Origin of the sequence: Microbulbifer salipaludis (genome assembly GCF_017303155.1) — a bacterium.
Classification (GTDB): Bacteria; Pseudomonadota; Gammaproteobacteria; order Pseudomonadales; family Cellvibrionaceae; genus Microbulbifer; species Microbulbifer salipaludis.
The window spans coordinates 1,116,819-1,137,422 of the sequence record NZ_JAEKJR010000002.1 but is presented as its reverse complement, the minus strand read 5'-3'; the positions used below and the strand labels follow the sequence as shown (position 1 = coordinate 1,137,422).

Annotated in this window: 15 protein-coding genes and 4 tRNA genes; 7 read left to right on the top strand and 12 right to left on the bottom strand. The window is 55.1% G+C overall.

All coding sequences use genetic code 11. From position 1 onward, the window contains the following. Window positions 1–128: 128 nt before the first annotated feature. Entirely contained in the window at window positions 129–4,049 is a 3,921-nt protein-coding gene (locus tag JF535_RS10490; protein WP_207001863.1) for an NACHT domain-containing protein, read from the top strand. 226 nt (window positions 4,050–4,275) lie between these two features. Here JF535_RS10490 and JF535_RS10485 read toward each other — a convergent pair. From JF535_RS10485 to JF535_RS10440, 10 genes are all read right to left on the bottom strand, one after another. Further along, a tRNA-Pro gene (locus JF535_RS10485) sits at window positions 4,276–4,352 on the bottom strand. Between the two features lie 137 nt (window positions 4,353–4,489). Continuing rightward, window positions 4,490–4,855: a MerR family transcriptional regulator gene (locus tag JF535_RS10480; RefSeq protein ID WP_066964991.1), complete on the bottom strand. Its 366-nt coding sequence runs from the start codon at window positions 4,853–4,855 to the stop codon at window positions 4,490–4,492. After that, a complete protein-coding gene (gene ihfA / locus JF535_RS10475) occupies window positions 4,836–5,141 on the bottom strand; it encodes an integration host factor subunit alpha (protein ID WP_043315900.1) in 306 nt (101 codons plus the stop codon). Before ihfA ends, JF535_RS10480 begins: the two co-directional genes overlap by 20 nt. Window positions 5,142–5,267: 126 nt before the next feature. Continuing rightward, a complete protein-coding gene (gene pheT / locus JF535_RS10470; RefSeq protein ID WP_207001861.1) occupies window positions 5,268–7,658 on the bottom strand; it encodes a phenylalanine--tRNA ligase subunit beta in 2,391 nt (796 codons plus the stop codon). Between the two features lie 80 nt (window positions 7,659–7,738). Then, a complete protein-coding gene (gene pheS, locus JF535_RS10465) occupies window positions 7,739–8,752 on the bottom strand; it encodes a phenylalanine--tRNA ligase subunit alpha (protein ID WP_207001859.1) in 1,014 nt (337 codons plus the stop codon). A gap of 215 nt (window positions 8,753–8,967) precedes the next feature. Beyond that, entirely contained in the window at window positions 8,968–9,327 is a 360-nt protein-coding gene (gene rplT / locus JF535_RS10460) for a 50S ribosomal protein L20 (RefSeq protein ID WP_010131381.1), read from the bottom strand. A 36-nt stretch (window positions 9,328–9,363) separates the two neighbouring features. Continuing rightward, entirely contained in the window at window positions 9,364–9,558 is a 195-nt protein-coding gene (rpmI, locus tag JF535_RS10455) for a 50S ribosomal protein L35 (RefSeq protein ID WP_010131383.1), read from the bottom strand. Between the two features lie 144 nt (window positions 9,559–9,702). Further along, on the bottom strand, window positions 9,703–10,230 hold the full coding sequence (gene infC, locus JF535_RS10450; protein ID WP_207001857.1) for a translation initiation factor IF-3: 528 nt from the start codon (window positions 10,228–10,230) through the stop codon (window positions 9,703–9,705). Window positions 10,231–10,285: 55 nt separating this feature from the next. Next, the gene (thrS, locus tag JF535_RS10445) at window positions 10,286–12,220 is read right to left on the bottom strand and encodes a threonine--tRNA ligase (RefSeq protein ID WP_207001854.1); all 1,935 of its coding nucleotides are present in this window, start codon (window positions 12,218–12,220) and stop codon (window positions 10,286–10,288) included. A 122-nt stretch (window positions 12,221–12,342) separates the two neighbouring features. Beyond that, a tRNA-Val gene (locus tag JF535_RS10440) sits at window positions 12,343–12,419 on the bottom strand. A 307-nt stretch (window positions 12,420–12,726) separates the two neighbouring features. Between JF535_RS10440 and JF535_RS10435 the strand changes: the two genes are divergently transcribed. From JF535_RS10435 to JF535_RS10420, 4 genes are all read left to right on the top strand, one after another. Further along, on the top strand, window positions 12,727–14,160 hold the full coding sequence (locus tag JF535_RS10435) for a circularly permuted type 2 ATP-grasp protein (protein WP_242523789.1): 1,434 nt from the start codon (window positions 12,727–12,729) through the stop codon (window positions 14,158–14,160). After that, the gene (locus tag JF535_RS10430; RefSeq protein ID WP_066965014.1) at window positions 14,154–15,089 is read left to right on the top strand and encodes an alpha-E domain-containing protein; all 936 of its coding nucleotides are present in this window, start codon (window positions 14,154–14,156) and stop codon (window positions 15,087–15,089) included. Before JF535_RS10435 ends, JF535_RS10430 begins: the two co-directional genes overlap by 7 nt. Continuing rightward, window positions 15,086–15,937, top strand: coding sequence for a transglutaminase family protein (locus JF535_RS10425; protein WP_207001852.1), 852 nt, complete (start codon window positions 15,086–15,088; stop codon window positions 15,935–15,937). Before JF535_RS10430 ends, JF535_RS10425 begins: the two co-directional genes overlap by 4 nt. Window positions 15,938–16,004: 67 nt before the next feature. Further along, window positions 16,005–16,715: a proteasome-type protease gene (locus tag JF535_RS10420; protein WP_066965020.1), complete on the top strand. Its 711-nt coding sequence runs from the start codon at window positions 16,005–16,007 to the stop codon at window positions 16,713–16,715. 35 nt (window positions 16,716–16,750) lie between these two features. Here JF535_RS10420 and trhP read toward each other — a convergent pair whose 3' ends face one another. After that, window positions 16,751–18,037: a prephenate-dependent tRNA uridine(34) hydroxylase TrhP gene (gene trhP / locus JF535_RS10415; RefSeq protein ID WP_207001850.1), complete on the bottom strand. Its 1,287-nt coding sequence runs from the start codon at window positions 18,035–18,037 to the stop codon at window positions 16,751–16,753. Window positions 18,038–18,093: 56 nt separating this feature from the next. After that, window positions 18,094–20,100, bottom strand: coding sequence for an excinuclease ABC subunit UvrB (uvrB, locus tag JF535_RS10410; protein WP_066965028.1), 2,007 nt, complete (start codon window positions 20,098–20,100; stop codon window positions 18,094–18,096). 234 nt (window positions 20,101–20,334) lie between these two features. Here uvrB and JF535_RS10405 point away from each other — a divergent pair. Continuing rightward, window positions 20,335–20,410: transfer RNA gene (locus JF535_RS10405), tRNA-Asn, on the top strand. A 99-nt stretch (window positions 20,411–20,509) separates the two neighbouring features. Next, window positions 20,510–20,585 (top strand) — tRNA-Asn (locus JF535_RS10400). The last annotated feature ends 19 nt before the right edge of the window (window positions 20,586–20,604 follow it).

Sequence of the window (20,604 nt, the reverse complement as noted above, 5' to 3'; positions counted from 1 at the left end):
GAGGTTCTTAGCCATTTCATTCCCAATCTAAGATCGCTGTATAATTCAACATTCCCAAGCGTAGTCCTTCCTAGATATAAATTAATAAGTTTGGATTTTAATTCGCTCACGTAAAAGCCAAAAAATATATGAAAGCAAGAACTGACGAATTCATCGAACTCAACCGTACATTTTTTGAGTTACCCAGAGGTTACACTCTTGAAGCGGACAGCGATGATCTAGAAATAGCCGAAGCTTTAGGCCTTAGATTGGGTAAGGACTATGCCTGGGATGCCTTACTAAGGCAGCATCGTATTGTTTTACTAGCTGAGGCTGGAGCGGGGAAAACTGAAGAGATACGCCAAACAGCTATCAAATTGAGATCAGAAGGAAAAGCTGCGTTTTTTTTACGACTCGAACACATACCTGATGGCCTGGAAGGGGCATTCGAAGAGGGCAGCTATGAAGAGTTTAAGGGTTGGTTACAATCCAATGAGGAAGGCTGGCTACTTCTTGATTCAATAGACGAAGCAAGACTCAAGCATACGCTGGATTTTGAACAGTCCATTAGAAAGATAGCCAATGAACTTTCTCCGGCCCTCCAAAGGGTGCACATCGTAATAACAGGTAGAGTTGATGCATGGAGACCAAAAACCGATCTAGATCTATGCAATAAGCAGCTTGAATATCAAGAACTCGATGAGGAGAAAGACGACGGATTCGAAGATGAAGAATTTTTATTCCCTGAGGGATCACATGAAAAAGAAACGAAGATATCAGAGGAAACAAAAAATTCAAAAAGCGGATTTAAAATTTATTCCATTAAAAACCTATCCTCTGAACAAGTAGAAAATTTTATACAAAAAAAAGGAATATCTGACCCCTCCGACTTTCTACGAGAAATAGACAGGCAGGATGCTTGGGCATATACAACGCGCCCACAGGATTTATTAGAAGTTATAGACTTTTGGATCAAAAATAAGCGAATAGGCTCACGCTTAGAACTGGTCGAAGGTAGTATTGAAAGACGCCTTGAAGAGCGCAAAGAAAACACAGCTTCCGTCAACCCGATATCAATAGATAAAGCGCGCGAAGGAATCAAACTCATTGCAGCGGCTTGCACATTACAGAAAATAGCCACCATTATAGTTCCTGATGGAACTGAGAGAGCGATCGGAATTGACGTTCGCTCAATTTTGCCGGACTGGAGCAACGAGGACTGCAAGACACTACTAAGTCGTCCAATATTTGATGACGCCATTTATGGAACCGTACGCTTTCATCATCGGTCCGTTAGGGAATACCTTACGGCAGAGTGGATTATTGACGCCCTTCAAAAAGGCACACCCCGAAAAGCAGTTGAAGATCTTTTCATAAAAAAACAATATGGCATCAAAGTACTAATACCATCAATGCGGCCAGTCTTATCTTGGCTAGTTATCTTTGACGAAAGAATCAGAAATAAAGCTTTTGATATCGAACCAGAATTTACTTTTGAGGGAGGCGACCCTAGCAAACTGCCTATCGAAACAAGAAAGAAAATACTGCGAGATGTCTGCAAAAAGCTGAGCTCAGGCAGGTCCAGACAATCGGTAACGGAATTCTCAGCCGTACAGCGATTTGCCAATCCAGATATGGTGGACGAAATAAAATCATTAATCACAAAATTTAAAAACAGCTCAAACGTCACATCTTTCCTCGTACGTATGATTTGGCAAGGCCATATACAAAAGGCTCTACCCGAAGCAAAAGCTTTCGCACTTGACAGCACTTGCGACAAATACACAAGGATAGCGGCAATAAAGGCCATAGACGAAATTGGCTCAACTCATGACTTCCAGGACGTAATGGATAGCGTCCTATCTGATAATTCAGGCATTGACAGACAAATACTCACTGAAGTCGTGGACTGCCTAAAAAGCTCCAAAGAAAGCATAGATTGGCTATTCCATGCTATAGAGAAAACTGAAGCCAGAAAAAAATATAATGTTGACGCGCTCACATTCTCTTTAACTCAATTTACTGAACGGCTTGAACCTGACCTAGCACTCATATTCATAAAAAAATCAAACGAGCTATTGGACCGTCCACCAATAATTGAAAGGAAATTTTGTGAAATATCTAAAAAATTCGGATGGCTCCTAAATCCCTCAGCCAGAGCTGCAGAGCGGCTTTTGACATTAAGACATCCAAATGCTTTAGATCCCGAGTGCCTCTCAATAATTGCCAAAATACCCCCTTTCAAGGACCGAGATTACTTCGACGATAGATCACTTACTGTCGGCATTTCAACCTTATCTACCAACTGGAGGGAATTGAATTTTGCCATATTCTGGAAGGATGTTGAGTTAACACGAAAAAATCAATACCAAGAGAAGGGTGAAAAGCTAACTTATTTCTGGCAAGCCTACAGTCTTAGAAACTTCTGGAATTTCGAAAAAGACGACTTTGAACATGCGAAAAGTGAAATCATTGAAAAACACTTGCTCGATGACAAACTAGTTGCTTTGTCACTTTCCTTTCAAATCTATAAGGAAAATGACCGCCCTAGAAAATGGAGGGAACAGCTCAAAAAACTAACGAAGGACAATAACGAATTAAGTGCTAGATTAACAGATCTACTACGCCCTCCAGCACAATCTGCAGAGCAAAAAAAGTGGAAATCAGAGGAAGCCAAGTGGAAAAGGAAAGAAAAGGTAAGAAATGCAAACCGCCGAAGAAATCAGGAAAAATGGCTGGAATGGCTAAATTCCAATTTTGAAAAACTAAAAGACAAAGAACTCCTCAGGAAAATAGCTGCCAAAGATGAAGTTTTAAACGCGCAAAATTATCTATTGGCACGCATGCGAAAGTTGAGAAGGGACTCGACACATTGGACCCAAGGGAACTGGCGCGACTTAATTCCAGAATTTGGTGATAAAATAGCGGAATCGTTTCGGGATGGCCTAATCTATTCATGGCGACTCTACAGACCTAGCCTACCTTCTGAAAACGAAAAAAATGGCGGCACTCCAATATCGACCATTATAGGCCTTTCCGGCCTTGAAATAGAATCAGGAGAAGTTTCCGGCTGGGCTGACAAATTGAGCAGTGAAGAGGTTAGTTTAGCTTGTCGCTATGCCTTTCAAGAGTTAAATGGTTACCCCAATTGGTTCCCTATACTACACAAAAAGTTTCCTAAGATTGTTGCTGATCGCGTCCTTGAGGAAATTCAATGGGAGCTAGATACAGCGCAAGATGGGCAGGAAGCCCATTACATTATCGATAAAACAAGCTGGAACGCTCAAACGCTATGGGATGATCTTGTACCTGAACTGTTAAAGAAACTTGAGACCGAACCAAAATCGTTAAAACACTTGAATCAGCTATTAAAAATAGTTCAATGTAGCGCAACTGTCTCCGATCAAGAAATCATCCAAGTTGCCAAAGATAAATGCGAAACCAGCAAAGATAAACATCATGCCGCTTTATGGCTTGCTGTGTGGATAGGCGTTGAACCCGATACGGCCATTCAGAGACTTTCCAAACGCCTAGAAGAAGCGAGTGACGACTCAGAAGCAACAGAGTTCGCGATGCACGTCATAGTTAACTTGATTGGCGGATCAGGCAGAGATTCAAACTCACGCAAAAACTACAATTCGCCTAAGTATTTGAAAGACCTTTATGCACTAATGCATAAATACATAAGAGTCGAAGACGACATTGATAGGATGGGAAAAGGGGTATATACACCTCAACTTCGTGATAATGCTCAAGAAGCCAGAAACAGCCTTCTCTCTGCACTAAAAGAAATTCCCGGAAAAGATACATATCTAGCTCTAGTTCAACTCTCCAAGACACGCCCGAAAGAATCTATTAGTGCATGGATAATGCAGAGCGCGAGAGCACGTGCGGAAAAAGATGCCGACTTAAAAGCGATGACAAGAAAAGAGTTTAATAGCATCAAGGACCTTTTCCACAACCCTCCCGCTGATTGGTCACGGTTTATTGAGTTGAAGCCCAACTTTTTTGGCTTAGGTTTGAACTTAAATGAAGCGTGGATTTCAATTAAGAGGAAATTCAAATCGTGACGGTGGAATATCCGCTTTAGCCTTCACGAAGACACCGCCGCCCTCTACCGACAAGTTGAGGTAGAGGCACTCCGGACGGCAAACATCCGTTAGCGGCAAGAGCAACCGCTATACATGATTCCGGCACAACAACAATCAAGCCGGACTTAATATGGACTTAAATTTCGAACACAAAAAAGCCCGCTAACTTGGCGGGCTTCTAAGTCGTTGATTTACAACGGTTTTATGGTCGGAGTGGCCGGATTTGAACCGACGACCACCACACCCCCAGTGTGGTGCGCTACCAGGCTGCGCTACACTCCGATAAGAGCAAATCAAGCGGGGTAAAAACTACGTAAGTGCTTGATTTATAAGGGGCATCGCTTGGCGATGAGGCGCAAATCATACCGAAGTACGGAGGGAATGCAAGCCCGTTTTGCGCCTTTTTGACTCAGGTTAGATCAGGCTTCCACTTCCAGCAATTCCAGTACACCTTCCAGCTCGGCGATCATTTGCGGGATCACCTGTTGCAGCTGTACGGTCTGCACTTTTTCTGAGCTGCCGGTTTCCATCTGCAGGCGGGCGCCGCCGATGGTGTAGCCTTCTTCGTACAGGAGTGCGCGGATCTGGCGGATGAGGATGACGTCCTGGTGCTGGTAGTAGCGGCGGTTGCCGCGACGCTTCACCGGACTGAGCTGCGGGAATTCCTGTTCCCAGTAGCGCAGCACATGCGGTTTGACTGCACAAAGCTCACTCACTTCACCAATGGTGAAATAGCGCTTGCCCGGGATTACCGGGAGTTCGCTGTTATGACTCGCTTCCAGCATCTTCTTCTACTCGTGCCTTGAGTTTTTGCCCCGGCTTGAAGGTAACTACCCTTCTTGCGGAAATGGGGATTTCTTCACCAGTTTTCGGGTTCCGTCCCGGACGCTGGCTTTTGTCACGCAAGTCGAAATTGCCAAACCCCGACAGTTTGACCTGCTCGTTATTTTCAAGGGCGTTGCGGATTTCCTCGAAGAAATATTCGACGATTTCTTTAGCTTCGCGCTTGTTGAAACCCAGCTCTTCGTACAACTTCTCGGCGAGCCCGGCCTTGGTCAGTGCCTCTGTCATTGGTTCCTGCCCAACAGATTCAGAGGCGTCGACTCCGGTTTAAGCCTGGTACCGCATCGGCTTGGAACCCGGTAGCAGACGCTCTCGGGATACGCGCATCAGCCACGTATCCCGGAGCGGACCGGTTTAACGCTGGCTGGCGTTGTATTTTTGTTCTAATTGACCGACTACCGCATCAATGGCGGCATTGATTTCTTCGTCGTTAAGGGTGCGCGAGGGATGCTGAAAGGTCAAGCCCATCGCGACACTTTTTCTATTAAAATCAATGCCTTTGCCCTGATAGACGTCAAAAACGTTGAAGTCTGTCAAAAATTCGCCGGAAGCTTCGATGGCGGTTTGCGCCAGCTGGCCTACGGGAATTTCTGCGTCCACCAGCACGGCGAGGTCGCGACGCACCTCCGGGAACTTGGATAGCGGAGCAAAGGCAGGAATGACCGCCTGCCCCAATTCATCCAGGCTCAACTCAAACAGGAAGGCGCCCTTGGGCAGGTCGTAGGCCTTCTGCAGTTCCGGGTGCAGGGCACCCAGTACGCCCACAGGCTCGCCGTTGCGCAGCAGCTCGGCGCACTGGCCCGGGTGCAGCGCGGGGTGCTTGGCCGGCGCGAAGGTGAACTCGTCCTCGGCTTCGTAATGGGTCAGCAGGGCTTCCACGTCGGCCTTGATATCGTAGAAATCCACCAGATCTTTGGAGCCGGCCCAGCCTTCTGGCTGACGGGTACCGTAGATCAGGCCGGCGATCATGCGCTCCTGCTTGAGGGCTTCACGGGACTGGTCATGGCCGGGAACAAAACGCAGCCCGGTCTCGAACAGGCGCAGGCGATCCTGCTGGCGGTTGAGGTTGTACTGCAGGGTTTTGACCAGGCCCGCCATCAGGGTTGGGCGCATGACCGAGAGCTCGGCGCTGATGGGATTCTGCAGGGCTACCGGCTCTACTTCCGGGTCGAATTTGGCGGAGGCGTCGCGATCGATAAAGCTGAAGGTGATGGCCTCTTGATAGCCGCGCGCCAGCAGGGTCTGCTCCAGGCGAGATTGCGCCACCTCCGCTTCGGCGCGGGGCACGATGTCCAGCGCGGCCTTCATGGCTATGCTGGGGATACGGTTGTAGCCGTAGACCCGTGCCAGCTCTTCCAGCAGGTCGGATTCGATGGCGATATCGAAGCGGAAGCTGGGCACCAGGAAGGTCCAGCCGTCAGCGTCTTCACCAATCTTTTCCAGCCCCAGGCGGGTGATGATCTCGACGATCTCGGCATCGCTCATGTCGATGCCCAGGCCGCGGCTCACGCGCTGGCGGCGCAGGGTGATTTTGCGCTCGGCGGGCATCGCCTCAGTGACTTCGCGCAGGTGGGCCGGACCCGGCTCGCCGCCGACGATCTCCAGCAGCAGCTGGGTCGCGCGCTCGATGGCCTTTTCCTGCAGACGGAAGTCGACGCCGCGCTCAAAGCGGTGCGAAGAGTCGGTGTGCAGGCCGTAGGAACGCGCCTTGCCGGCAATGGCCAACGGGCTGAAGAAGGCACTTTCCAGGAAGATGTCTTTGGTGGCTTTGGTAACGGAAGAATCCAGGCCACCCATGATTCCGGCGATGGCCAGCGGGCCTTTCTCGTCGGTAATCAGCAGGGTCTCGGCATTCAGCTCCACTTCCTGCTCGTCCAGCAGGGTGAGCTTCTCGCCCTGCTCTGCCATACGCACCGTGATGCCACCATTCAGTTTGGCGAGGTCGAAGGCGTGCATGGGCTGGCCCAGCTCCAGCAGTACGTAGTTGGTGACGTCTACCACCGGATCGATGCTGCGCAGGCCGCTGCGGCGCAGGCGCTCCTGCATCCACAGGGGTGTTTGTGCATCGATATTGATGTTGCGGATGATGCGGCCTACGTAGCGCGGGCAGGCATTTTCGGCCAGCAGGGAAACCGGCAGGCTGTCGTCGATCACCGGGGCAACTGGCTCGATGGCCGGCTCGCAGACTTCGCAGCGGTTCAGTACGCCCACTTCGCGGGCAATGCCGGCAACGCCGAGGCAGTCGGAACGGTTCGGGGTGAGATCCACCTCGATGGTGCTGTCGTCCAGCTTCAGGTATTCACGCAGGTCGGTGCCGGTGACGGCGTCTTCGGGCAGTTCCCAGATGCCGTCGCTGTCGTCACCCAGTTCCAGTTCGGTCTGGGCACACAGCATGCCGAAGCTCTCGACTCCGCGCAGCTTGGCTTTCTTGATTTTGAAATCGCCGGGCAGTTTGGCGCCGACGAGGGCGAACGGAATTTTGATGCCGGTGCGCGCATTGGGTGCGCCGCAGACTACCTGCATCTCCCCGTCCGGGTGGCCCTTCACTTTGCACACGCGCAGTTTGTCGGCGTCCGGGTGCTGCTCGCAGCCCACGATTTCACCCACCACTACACCGGAAAATGCGCCGGCTACGGGTTCTACGGCGTCTACTTCCAGGCCCGCCATGGTGATCTGGTCGGCCAGCTGTTGTGCTGTCAGGTCCGGGTTTACCCACTCCCGTAACCAGGCGTTGCTGAATTTCATAATCTGTCTCTAATTCTGTATTACTAGCGCGCTTCGCGCGGTTCACCGGGCAGATTTTCGCCCCTGCAAAATGGATTCGGTTAGAACTGCTTGAGGAATCGCAGGTCGTTATCGAAGAACAGGCGCAGGTCGTTTACGCCGTAGCGCAGCATGGCCATGCGCTCGACACCGAGGCCGAAGGCAAAGCCGGAGTATTTTTCGCTGTCGATATCGCAGGAGGCGAAGACGTTCGGGTGCACCATGCCGCAACCGAGAATTTCCAGCCAGCCGGTGCCGGAGCACACACGGCAGCCTTCACCGCCACAGTTGGTGCACTGGATATCCGCCTCGGCGGAGGGCTCGGTGAACGGGAAGTAGGACGGACGGAAGCGTACCGGCACATCGGCCTCAAAGAAGGCTTTCAGGAACTGGTCGATACAGCCTTTCAGGTGCGCGAAGCTCACGCCTTCGTCGATCACCAGGCCTTCGACCTGGTGGAACATGGGCGAGTGGGTGACGTCGGAATCACAGCGGTACACGCGGCCCGGGCAGATGATGCGCAGGGGCGGATTGGTCTTTTCCATGGTGCGGATCTGCACCGAGGAGGTGTGCGTGCGCAGTACCGTGGTGGGATCGATATAGAAAGTGTCGTGCATCGCGCGCGCCGGGTGGTGCGCGGGAATGTTCAGGGCTTCAAAGTTGTAGTAGTCGCCCTCGACTTCCGGGCCCTGTTCAACGGAGAAGCCCAGACGCTGAAAGATTTCTTCGATGCGGCGCAGGGTGCGGGTGATGGGGTGCATACTACCCTGCTCTTCACCACGGCCCGGCAGGGTTACGTCGATGGTTTCCTTCGCCAGTTTTTCTTCAATGGCGGCGCGCTCCATCGCGGTGCGGCGCGCATTGATCGCTTCCTGCACCTGCTGCTTGGCCTCATTGATTTTGGCTCCCGCCGCCGGACGCTCTTCCGCAGACAGCTTGCCCAGACCTTTCAGCAGTGCGGTGATCTGACCTTTTTTACCCAGGTAATCCACCCGCACCTGATCCAGTGCCGCGAGGTCGCCGGCCTGTTCTACCAGCGCCAGCGCCTGCTCGGTGAGGGACTGCAATTCTTGCATTGAAACTTTCTCGCTCTGACTCGTTCTGATCGATGAGTGACAATTATTGTGTCGAAACACTTTTTGGGACGAGGCGGATCATAGCAGCCCGCCGCGTCAGGAATTCGTTCTGTATCGGCAATACAGATAAAAAAATAGGGAAGAGCCAAACAGCCCTTCCCTATTTTTAAAGCATAAATCCGCCCTTGCGGGCCGATTCATTCTGCAGGCGCTAATTAAGCTGCCAGGGCTGCCTTGGCTTTTTCAACTACGGCAGCAAAAGCGGCTTTATCGTATACCGCCAGATCAGCCAGAACACGGCGATCCAGTGCGATATCCGCCTTCTTCAGGCCGGCAATCAGTCGGCTGTAGCTCAGGCCTTCAGCGCGGGACTGGGCGTTGATACGCGTGATCCACAGAGCGCGGAAGTTACGCTTCTTAACGCGACGGTCGCGGTAAGCGTACTGACCAGCTTTGATGACTGCCTGCTTGGCTACGCGGAATACGCGCGAACGCGCACCGTAATAACCTTTAGCCTGCTTCAGAATTTTCTTGTGACTACGACGCGCCACTACACCACGTTTTACACGGGCCATATCAATATCCTCTTAAAACTTTACGTGTGCAGCCAATTACTTGGCGCGCAGCATACGATCGACCAGGGTGGCATCAGACTTGTTCAAAGTGTTGGTGCCGCGCAGCTGACGCTTACGCTTGGTGGTCATCTTGGTGAGGATGTGGCTCTTGTTCGCGTGCTTGTGCTTGTAGCCCGAAGCCGTCTTTTTGAAGCGCTTGGCAGCGCCACTGTGTACTTTTGCTTTCGGCATTTTGTACTCCAAAGTAAATAATGACCCACGAATGGGCTTTGTTTAATGGGCCGCAGGCCGAGGCCTGTGGCTATGCGGGAGTGAGAAGGCAGCCGTCGCCCGATCACTTCCCGAAAAGAAGACTCAAGTATTGCTACTCAAGCCTTACTTTTTCTTTTTACTGGGCGCGATGACCATGATCATCTGGCGGCCTTCCATCTTCGGCCGCTGCTCCACAGTACCCAGCTCCTCGAGATCTTTCTCGATGCGCTGCATCATTTCCATCCCCAGCTCCTGGTGGGCCATTTCACGGCCGCGGAAGCGCAGGGAGACTTTTGCCTTGTCGCCCGCTTCCAGGAAGCGGGTCAGGTTGCGCAGCTTGATCTGGTAGTCGCCGATATCGGTACCGGGACGGAACTTCATTTCCTTGATCTGCTGCTGCTTTTGTTTCTTTTTAGCCGCATTTTTGGCCTTTTTGGCCTCAAAAATGTGCTTACCATAGTCCATGATCTTACAGACTATGGGATCGGAGTCCGAGGCAATTTCAACGAGATCCAGGCTGGCTTTCTGTGCTTGTTCCAGCGCCTCTTCCAGAGAGACAATACCTACCTGTTCACCATCCGCACCAATCAGTCGCAGTTGCGACGCCTCGATCTGATCATTGATACGGGCCTTCTTGGACTTTCCTTTCATATCTCGTTTAATAACACTCGTCTCCGATAATTAATAATGTGTCTAGAAAGGCGCTTTAAGCGTTAGCGCCTTCCATAGACGAACGGCCGCGGCGAGCCACATCCTGGCGAATAAGATCAAGGAATGACTCGTAAGTCATGGCTCCCAGATCCTCACCACTGCGTGTGCGCACGGCGACCGTATTGTTTTCCACTTCCTTATCGCCAATTACCAGCAGATAAGGAACACGCTGAAGCGTGTGCTCGCGGATTTTAAAGCCGATCTTCTCGTTTCTCAAGTCGGCAGCGGCGCGGAAACCTTCTGCACCCAGCTTGGACTCAAGGTTTTGGCAATATTCCGCCTGGCGATCCGTAATATTCAGCACCGCCACCTGTTGCGGCGCCAGCCACGTGGGGAAGGCACCTTCGTAGTTCTCGATCAGGATACCGATAAAACGCTCGAATGACCCGAGAGTCGCACGGTGCAACATCACCGGGGTCTGGCGGGAGCCATCTTCCGCTACATACTGGGCATCCAGGCGGCCCGGCATGGAGAAGTCCACCTGAATAGTACCGCACTGCCAGACGCGGCCGAGGCAATCTTTCAGGGAGAATTCGATTTTCGGCCCGTAGAAGGCGCCCTCGCCCGGCAGCTCTTCCCACGGCAGGTCGGCGGCATTCAATGCGTCCGCCAGGGCCTTCTCTGCCTTGTCCCAGCTTTCGTCGGAGCCGACGCGCTGTTCGGGACGGGTAGATAAACGATAGATCACTTCCTCGAAGCCGAAGTCTTTATAAACCGCGTGCAGCAGGTCCATGAATTCGGACACCTCGGACTGGATCTGGTCTTCGGTACAGAAGATATGGCCATCGTCCTGCACGAAGCCGCGCACCCGCATCAGGCCATGCAGGGAGCCGGAGGGCTCGCTGCGGTGGCAGGAGCCGAACTCCGCCAGGCGCAGGGGCAGATCACGGTAGCTGCGCAGGCCCTGATTGAACACCTGCACGTGGCAGGGGCAGTTCATGGGCTTGATGGCGAACTGACGCTCGTCGCTGGTGAGGGTAAACATGTCGTCGCCGAACTTGTCGGCGTGACCGGACTTCTGCCACAGGGAGAAGTCCACCAGCTGCGGGGTCTTGATCTCTTTATAGCCGCGCTCGCGCTGACGCTCGCGCATGTACTGCTCAACGGTGCTGTAGACGGTCCAGCCGTTCGGGTGCCAGAACACCATGCCCGGCGCTTCTTCCTGGATATGGAACAGGTCGAACTTCTTGGCCAGCTTGCGGTGATCGCGCTTTTCCGCCTCGGCGATGCGGTGCAGGTAGGCCTTAAGCTCTTTCTTGTTGCTCCAGGCAGTGCCGTATACGCGGGTCAGCATTTCATTGTTGGAGTCGCCGCGCCAGTAGGCGCCGGCCACTTTGGTCAACTTGAAGGCCTTCAGCTTGCCGGTAGACGGCACGTGCGGGCCGCGGCACAGGTCTTCAAAGTCGCCCTGGCGATACAGGGAGATATCTTCATTGGTGGGAATGCTGGCGATGATCTCTGCCTTGTATTCCTCACCAATTTCGCGAAAGTGCTTCACCGCGTCATCGCGGGGCAGCAGACGGCGGCTGACCGGAATATCTTCCTTGGCCAGCTCTTCCATGCGCTTCTCGATCTTCTCGAGGTCTTCCGGGGTAAATTGGCGCTCGTAGGCGAAATCGTAATAGAAGCCGTCTTCGATCACCGGGCCGATGGTGACCTGGGCGCCCGGGTACAGCTGCTTGACCGCCTGGGCCAGCAGGTGGGCGGTGGAGTGACGGATGATTTCCAGGCCTTCTGGCTGGCGGTCGGTCACAATCGCCAGCGCGGCGTCGTGATCGATGACAAAACTGGTATCCACTTCCTTACCGTCGACTACGCCTGCCAGGGCAGCTTTTGCCAGGCCGGGGCCAATATCGTTGGCAACGTCGAATACGGAAACAGGATTGGAGAATTCGCGACGGGAACCGTCAGGGAGGGTGACAACAGGCATTGCACTTCCTTATCTATCAGTGGCGATCCCTACGAAAGACCGCATGATTCACATGTGAGTGATGTTTGGGCCAGGGCCCGGAACGAGTCAGATCAGGATAGATGAAAAAACTCGTGGAAAACTGGTAGACCCAAGCAGACTCGAACTGCTGACCTCTGCCATGTCAAGGCAGCGCTCTAACCAACTGAGCTATGGGTCTAAAGAGTGGCAGACCGGGACACCTACATAAGACAGGCCCCGCTGCAGAGGACGCGAACTTTAGCACCGGCTTTTGGCCATTTCAACTGTCCAGATCAGAAAATATTTCCGCCAATCAAGCACTTGGGGGGATTTCCATAACCGCGGGCAGCTTTGCCCCTCGCCACTCTCTCCGTGCGGCCCGGCCGCTGACCACCCTACCCGGCGCTTCGGCCCAGTTTTGGGCACAGGCACGCCCCGCTCTGGAACACAGGCACTGGCACGGTGCTTGCACCATTAATGGCACACAATAAAACGGGGACCCATGGATGACAGCCATCGAACAACCAGCACCCCACCTCTATGATGAGATGCTGCATAGCGACGGCGTCCACGCGCACTACCGGGCCTACCTGCAATGGCTTGAGAATACGCCGGACGCCACCCTGGAACAAAAGCGCCGCGAGGCCGACACCCTGTTCCGACGATTCGGGATCACCTTCAATGTGTATGGCGAAGAAGAAGGCACCGAGCGCCTGATCCCCTTCGACCTGATCCCCCGCATCATCCCCGCTTCCGAGTGGGCCCACCTGGAACTTGGCCTGCGCCAGCGGGTTACCGCGCTGAATCACTTTCTACACGATATCTATCACGAGCAGAAAATCCTGCACGCGGGGATTATTCCCACCGAACAGGTGCTGACCAACCAGCAATTCCAGGTGGCGATGCTTGGGGTCGACCTGCCCGGGAACAACTACATACCCATTACCGGGGTCGACCTGATTCGCGACAACAACGGCGAGTACTTTGTACTGGAAGACAACCTGCGCACGCCGTCTGGGGTCTCCTATATGCTGGAAAACCGCAAGATGATGATGCGCCTGTTTCCAGAACTGTTTCTTGCGCAGAGCGTGGCCCCAGTGGAGCACTACCCCAACCTGCTCCTGGAAACCCTGCAGGGCTCCAGCGGTGCCGACAATCCCTGCGTGGTGGTGTTGACCCCCGGGCGTTACAACAGCGCCTTTTTCGAGCACGCCTTTCTCGCGCAACAGATGGGCGTCCCTTTGGTAGAAGGTGCGGACCTGTTCGTCCGCAATGGCTGTGTTTTCATGCGCACCACCACCGGCCCACGCCAGGTGCATGTGATTTATCGCCGCATCGACGATGCCTTCCTCGACCCGCTTGCCTTCGCCCCCGACTCCATGCTCGGTGTACCCGGGCTGCTTTCCGCCTACCGCGACGGTAACGTCATCCTCGCCAATGCGCTGGGCACCGGCGTCGCCGACGACAAGTCCATTTATCCCTATGTGCCGGAGATGATCCGCTTTTATCTGGACGAGGAGCCGATCCTCAACAACGTGCCTACCTGGGTGTGCCGGCGGGAGGAAGACCTGGCCTATGTGCTGGACCATCTGGAAGAGCTGGTAGTAAAGGAAGTGCACGGCGCAGGCGGCTACGGGATGCTGATCGGCCCCATGGCAAGCCGCGAAGAGCTGGACACCTTCCGCCGGCTATTGCGCAACAACCCGGCCAACTACATCGCCCAGCCCACCCTGTGCCTGTCCACCTGCCCCACCATGGTGAATGAGGGCATTGCGCCACGGCATATCGACCTGCGGCCATTCGTGCTGAGTGGCAATGAAATAAAACTGGTGCCCGGCGGACTTACCCGGGTGGCACTGCGCGAGGGCTCTCTGGTGGTCAACTCTTCCCAGGGCGGCGGCACCAAAGACACCTGGGTACTGGAGGACGCCGTATGCTGAGCCGCACCGCAAACAGTATTTACTGGATGGCGCGCAGCCTGGAGCGGGCGGAGAACCTCACCCGCCTGCTGGATGTCTGCCACAACATGTCGCTGATGCCGAATTCGAAAGGCGGCCAGCAGGAACTGCTGGCGCCGCTGACCATCACCGGTCGTTTGGATCAGTTCCGCGAAAGCTACCCGGAGCTCAATGCCGAGGCATTGCTGGCTTTCTTCCTGTTCGACGAAAGTAATGACGGTTCCATATTCAGCAGCATTCGATCTGCCCGCGACAACGCCCACAGCGTGCGCGACAAACTCTCCTCGGAAGCCTGGGAAAGCATCAATGCCACCTGGCTGGAACTGCGCCATCGCCGCCAGCGTGGCATCAGTCACGAGGGAGTAAAAAGCCTGATCGACTGGATCAAGCAACGCTCCCACGAATTTCGCGGCGCCGCCTACGGCACCATGCTGCATAACAACGTCTTCCACTTTATGCGCCTGGGGACCTTTATCGAGCGGGCGGACAACACCACGCGCATCCTGCGGGTAAAACTGGAGGTTATGGAATCCCAGCACAACAGCAATCACGCGATTGATTTCTATCAGTGGAACGCCCTGCTGCAGAGCCTCGGCGCCTATGAGGCGTACCACGATAAATACACCGGCGGGCTCTCCACCCGCAACGTGACCGAGCTGCTGATTCTTTCGGCGGAACTGCCGCGCTCGCTGCGCTACTGTATCGGCGCCTTGATGAGCCAGCTGATCGCCATTGAGGGCGAGCAGGGCCAGGCCGCCAAGCGCCTGTGCGCGGAACTGCACGCGCGTCTGGAGTACGGTGAGGTCGACTTCATCCTTCGCTTCGGTTTGCACGAGTACCTGAACGATCTACTGCGGCGTATTCACACCATCGGCGACGAGATTCACCGCAGTTACTGGGAGGGCGCATGAAGCTCAGCATCGACCATATCACCGACTTCACCTATGACACCGAGGTGACCCACAGCATCCAGTATCTGCGACTGACACCCCAGTCGTCTGCGGGCCAGCAAATTCTGAACTGGCATCTGGATGCACCGGGTAGCGTGCATCGCACCCTCGACACCTACGGCAACATACTGCACGTATGCACCGTGGACCAACCGCATCAGGGTATTACCATTCGCGCCCAGGGTACGGCGGAGATCAGCGAGGAAGACCAGCCAGAGCGGGAAAACCGGATACCGCCGCAGGTATTTCTACGCACCTCCCCGCTGACGGAGCCCAGCGAAGCGATACGCGAATTTGCGCGCGGGTTCCGTCCTGCGGGCGAGCGACTGCACACCGACCGTCACGCATTGATTGAAATGATGGCCGCACTGCTGGAACGCATCCCCTACCGCAGCGGCATGACCCATGCGCACAGTAGCGCAACCGACGCCTTTGCCCAGGGTTTTGGTGTGTGTCAGGATCACAGCCACATTTTTATTGCCTGTTGCCGCTGGCTGGGTATCCCGGCGCGCTATGTCAGCGGCTATGTGGACGCCGGAGATGACCAACATATCGCCAGTCACGCCTGGGCGGAGGCTTGGGTGGACGACGCCTGGTACAGTTTTGATGTGAGCAACGGGCTCGCTACCGCCAGCCACCACCTGAAACTGGCCCACGGGATTGATTACCTCGACGCCTCGCCGGTACGCGGCATTCGCTGGGGCGGCGGCGCAGAAAATATGCACGCCTATGCCCTGGTGGACCAGGTCGATCGCCGCACCGCGCAAAGTAAAATGCAGCGACACGAACAACAACAGGCACAGCAGTGATCCGACTCATGACAAGCTTCGCCACTGGTGCTACCTTTCCAGCGCACATCACGCGCACAGGATTTCCATGACGTACTGTATTGCCATGCGATTGAACGAGGGGCTGGTTTTTGCCTCCGACACCCGTACCAACGCCGGTGTCGACCAGGTTGCCAGCTTCCGCAAAATGCACCAGTTTCAGCAACCCGGGGAGCGGTGCTTTACCTTGCTCACATCCGGCAACCTCGCCACCTCACAGAATCTGATCAGCCGCCTGCAAATCCAGATTACCGAGGAGGAAACGCCCAACCTGTTTTCCGTCGACAGCCTGTTTCGCGCCGCAGAACTGATCGGCGAGCAGGTCAAGTCGATCATTTCCCACAATGCCCACGGACAGCAGAATGCCGGCGTGGATTTCGGTAGTCATGTGTTATTCGGTGGCCAGATACGCGGCGAGGAACCCCGCCTCTTCCATATCTACCCCGAGGGAAACTTCATCGAAGCCACCAACGATACCCCCTACCTGCAAATCGGTGAGAGCAAATATGGCAAGCCGATCCTGGACCGCATCATTCACCACGATACCGGGCTGAACCAGGCGGTGAAATGTGCGCTGATTTCCTTCGACTCCACCATGCACTCGAATTTGTCGGTGGGCATGCCGCTGGACGTTGCGGTATACCGCAACGACGCGCTGGAGCTGAGCATGGAACGGATTGAAGAGGATGATGCGTATTTCAACCGCTTGCGGCGGTCCTGGAGTGCAGGCATCAAGCTGCTGTTTGACGATATGCCGTGAGTGAGGGCGGTACAGCACCACCCTCAACCTGCGAGTTAGCCGAGGTCTCGCATCAGCATGGCGTATTCCGCAACCCCGTGCGGCAGGGTTACAGGTAATGGAATACGCACGGTGTGCCCGGAGCCGGGTGCGACATCCACAGCGTCGCCGCTGGTGTTCTCAATCCTCTGCAGCTGGAACCGGTGATTGCCCTGCGGAGTAATCAGCTCCAGCGTATCGCCGCGCTCAAACCGGTTTTTCACATCGACCTGAACCCAGCCCCCATCCACGGACGTTACTTCAGCAACGAACTGCTGGTTCGGATTGCTGGAGGCACCCTTCTCGTAGTTCTGGAATTCGCTGGGCACATGGCGGCGATAAAAGCCCTCGGTGTACCCCCGGTTGGCCAGGTGCTCGAGGCTTTTCATCAGGCCAAAGTCAAATTCGCGCCCGGCTTTCGCGTCTTCGATAGCCTGCCGGTATACCTGCGCAGTGCGCGCTACGTAGTAGTGTGACTTGGTGCGACCCTCGATCTTGAGCGAGTGAATGCCCATGTCGACCAGCCGCTTCACGTGCTGCACCGCGCGCAGGTCTTTGGAGTTCATGATGTAAGTGCCGTGCTCGTCCTCGTACACCGGAATCAATTCGTCGGGACGGCTTTTTTCTTGCAGCAACATGGCCTGGGGTTCCGCCTGCTGTACGACGAGATCGCCGGTTTCTGTCTCCCGCGCCTCGTGCGCACTGTACTCCCAGCGGCAGGCATTGGTGCAGGCACCCTGATTGGAATCGCGGTGATTGATGTAGCCCGAGAGCAGACAGCGCCCGGAGTACGCCATACACAATGCGCCGTGCACAAACACCTCAAGCTCCATTTCCGGGCAGCGCTGGCGAATCTCCTCGATTTCATCCAGGGACAACTCACGGGAGAGGATCACCCGCTCCAGCCCCTGATGCTGCCAGAATTTCACCGTGGCCCAGTTGACCGCGTTCGACTGCACTGACAGGTGCACCGGCATGTCGGGCCACTGCTCGCGCACCAGCATGATCAGCCCCGGATCCGACATGATCAGCGCATCCGGCTGCATAGCGATGACCGGCTCCATATCCCGCAGGTAGCTGCGTAACTTGTCATTGTGCGGCGCCACATTGCTGGCCACGTAGACCTTCTTACCCTGCCCGTGGGCCTCCTCGATGGCCGACGCCAGGTTCTCCACCTTGTTGAACTCGTTGTTGCGCACACGCAGGCTGTAGCGCGGCTGACCGACATAAACCGCATCGGCGCCGTAGGCAAATGCATAACGCATACTTTTCAGGGTGCCGGCGGGAGAGAGCAACTCGACCATGGTGGGGGTACCTCATAGACCCCGCTCGCGCCGCGAGCGGGTAACAAAAGAAACAATCAGGCCTGCTCCTTGATCCGCGTGATTTCATCACGCAACTTGGCGGCGGCCTCAAACTCCAGATTCTTGGCGTGATTGTACATCTGCTCTTCCAACTGTTCGATACGCGCCCAGCGCTGCTGATCGGTAAGGGGCTTCTGGTCTGCCTTGTAGGCACCGCCCTTCTCCGCCACTTTGCGACGGGACTTGGGCACGCCCGGCGCCACCGCGCCCTCCAGGATATCCGCCACACTCTTGTGGATACCTTTCGGAGTAATCCCATGTTCGACGTTGTGCGCCAGCTGTTTTTCCCGGCGACGCTGGGTCTCGTCGAGCGCGCGACGCATGGAATCGGTCACCTTGTCGGCGTAGAGAATCGCCCTGCCCTCGAGGTTACGGGCCGCACGGCCGATCGTCTGGATCAAGGAACGGTCTGAGCGCAGGAAACCCTCTTTGTCCGCATCGAAGATGGCCACCAGAGACACCTCCGGCATGTCCAGGCCCTCCCGCAGCAGGTTGATGCCCACCAGCACATCGAACTCACCAATACGCAGGTCACGAATGATCTCCACTCGCTCCACCGTGTCGATATCGGAGTGCAGGTAGCGCACACGCACGCCGTTGTCGCGCAGGTAGTCGGTCAGGTCTTCAGCCATGCGCTTGGTGAGCACGGTAATCAACACCCGCTGATCCTTGGCCACGCAGCGGTGGATCTCCGACAGGGTATCGTCCACCTGTGTGGCCGCCGGGCGCACTTCCACTTCCGGGTCTACCAGCCCCGTCGGGCGAACCACCTGCTCAATCACGGCCCCTGCGTGCTCCGCCTCGTACTTGCCCGGCGTCGCAGAGACGAAGATGGTCTGCGGCGAAAGCGCCTCCCACTCTTCAAATTTCATCGGGCGGTTATCCAGGGCCGATGGCAGGCGAAAGCCGTATTCCACCAACGTCTCTTTGCGCGAGCGGTCCCCACGGTACATGCCACCAATTTGTGGCACCGTGACGTGGCTTTCGTCAATAAACAGCAGCGCATCGTGGGGCAGGTAATCAAACAACGTGGGCGGCGGCTGCCCGGAATCGCGACCGGACAGGTAGCGTGAATAGTTCTCCACTCCGTTGCAGTACCCGAGTTCCTGCATCATCTCCAGGTCATAGCGGGTGCGCTGCTCCAGCCGCTGTGCCTCCAGCAGTTTGTTGTTTTCACGCAACTGCTTCAGGCGCTCCTCCAGCTCCTCTTTGATCTGGTCAATGGCCTTGACGATGGTTTCACGGGGCGTCACGTAGTGAGATTTGGGGAAAATGGTGATGCGCGGCACCTTGTGCAGCACTTCCCCGGTGAGGGGATCAAACAGGGTGATCTCTTCAATTTCTTCATCGAACAGGGAGAGGCGCACCGCCTCCAGATCCGAATCTGCTGGGTAGATGTCGATGATGTCCCCGCGCACCCGATAGGTGGCGCGACGGAAATCGGCATCGTTGCGGGTGTACTGCAACTCCGCGAGACGCCGCAAGATGGTGCGCTGATCCACGATATCCCCGCGATCCAGGTGCAACACCATTTTCAGGTACTTGTCCGGGTCGCCCAGACCGTAGATGGCCGAAACCGTGGCCACCACAATGACGTCCTTGCGCTCGATCAGAGCCTTGGTGGCCGACAGGCGCATCTGCTCGATATGCTCATTCACCGAGGCATCCTTCTCGATAAACGTATCGGAAGATGGCACGTAGGCTTCGGGCTGGTAGTAGTCGTAATATGAAACGAAGTATTCCACAGCGTTGCGCGGGAAGAATTCCTTCAGCTCACCGTACAGCTGGGCCGCGAGGGTCTTGTTGTGCGCCATCACAATGGCGGGACGCTGCACCTGGGCGATCACATTCGCCATGGTGAAGGTCTTGCCCGACCCGGTCACACCGAGCAGGGTCTGGTGCGCCAAGCCGTCACCAATGCCCTCCACCAGAGACTCGATTGCGGCCGGCTGGTCACCGGCCGGCTCGTATTTGCTCACCACCTCGAAGGGTCGCGTTTCCATAAGCACTATCTCAACAACGATCCGCACGGGATACCCGTGTCTGTTAGCCCGAAATTGTAGGCGGACGAGCACCTGTGCGACAAATATACCCTTCCACACTCAGTCACCGGCGAGAAAATAAACACTGCAAAATCAAAGGCTTATTTTTGAGTAAAAGGGTTGACCTGCTTTGGGCCGCTCTATAAGATACGCGCCACCTGACCGGGACGGCTTTTGCAAGACCGATCAGACAGTTCCGCCTTAGCTCAGTTGGTAGAGCAAATGACTGTTAATCATTGGGTCGCTGGTTCGAGCCCAGCAGGCGGAGCCAAATTCAAAATCCCCGCAGCCTTGAAGGGCTACGGGGATTTTATTTAGAGCTATGCTCTCTCTGGGTCGCCTTCACCAAGTGGCTGCCCTACCCCAAAATTCCGCCTTAGCTCAGTTGGTAGAGCAAATGACTGTTAATCATTGGGTCGCTGGTTCGAGCCCAGCAGGCGGAGCCAAATAATGAAACCCCGCACC

Coding starts and splice junctions, on each gene's coding strand:
- ihfA (WP_043315900.1), bottom strand. CDS start 5,141: ATGACAGAGGCACTGACCAAGGCCGGGCTCGCCGAGAAGTTGTACGAA.
- JF535_RS10435 (WP_242523789.1), top strand. CDS start 12,727: ATGACAGCCATCGAACAACCAGCACCCCACCTCTATGATGAGATGCTG.
- pheT (WP_207001861.1), bottom strand. CDS start 7,658: ATGAAATTCAGCAACGCCTGGTTACGGGAGTGGGTAAACCCGGACCTG.
- infC (WP_207001857.1), bottom strand. CDS start 10,230: ATGAAAGGAAAGTCCAAGAAGGCCCGTATCAATGATCAGATCGAGGCG.
- JF535_RS10490 (WP_207001863.1), top strand. CDS start 129: ATGAAAGCAAGAACTGACGAATTCATCGAACTCAACCGTACATTTTTT.
- uvrB (WP_066965028.1), bottom strand. CDS start 20,100: ATGGAAACGCGACCCTTCGAGGTGGTGAGCAAATACGAGCCGGCCGGT.
- JF535_RS10420 (WP_066965020.1), top strand. CDS start 16,005: ATGACGTACTGTATTGCCATGCGATTGAACGAGGGGCTGGTTTTTGCC.
- JF535_RS10480 (WP_066964991.1), bottom strand. CDS start 4,855: ATGCTGGAAGCGAGTCATAACAGCGAACTCCCGGTAATCCCGGGCAAG.
- rpmI (WP_010131383.1), bottom strand. CDS start 9,558: ATGCCGAAAGCAAAAGTACACAGTGGCGCTGCCAAGCGCTTCAAAAAG.
- thrS (WP_207001854.1), bottom strand. CDS start 12,220: ATGCCTGTTGTCACCCTCCCTGACGGTTCCCGTCGCGAATTCTCCAAT.
- pheS (WP_207001859.1), bottom strand. CDS start 8,752: ATGCAAGAATTGCAGTCCCTCACCGAGCAGGCGCTGGCGCTGGTAGAA.
- JF535_RS10430 (WP_066965014.1), top strand. CDS start 14,154: ATGCTGAGCCGCACCGCAAACAGTATTTACTGGATGGCGCGCAGCCTG.
- trhP (WP_207001850.1), bottom strand. CDS start 18,037: ATGGTCGAGTTGCTCTCTCCCGCCGGCACCCTGAAAAGTATGCGTTAT.
- rplT (WP_010131381.1), bottom strand. CDS start 9,327: ATGGCCCGTGTAAAACGTGGTGTAGTGGCGCGTCGTAGTCACAAGAAA.
- JF535_RS10425 (WP_207001852.1), top strand. CDS start 15,086: ATGAAGCTCAGCATCGACCATATCACCGACTTCACCTATGACACCGAG.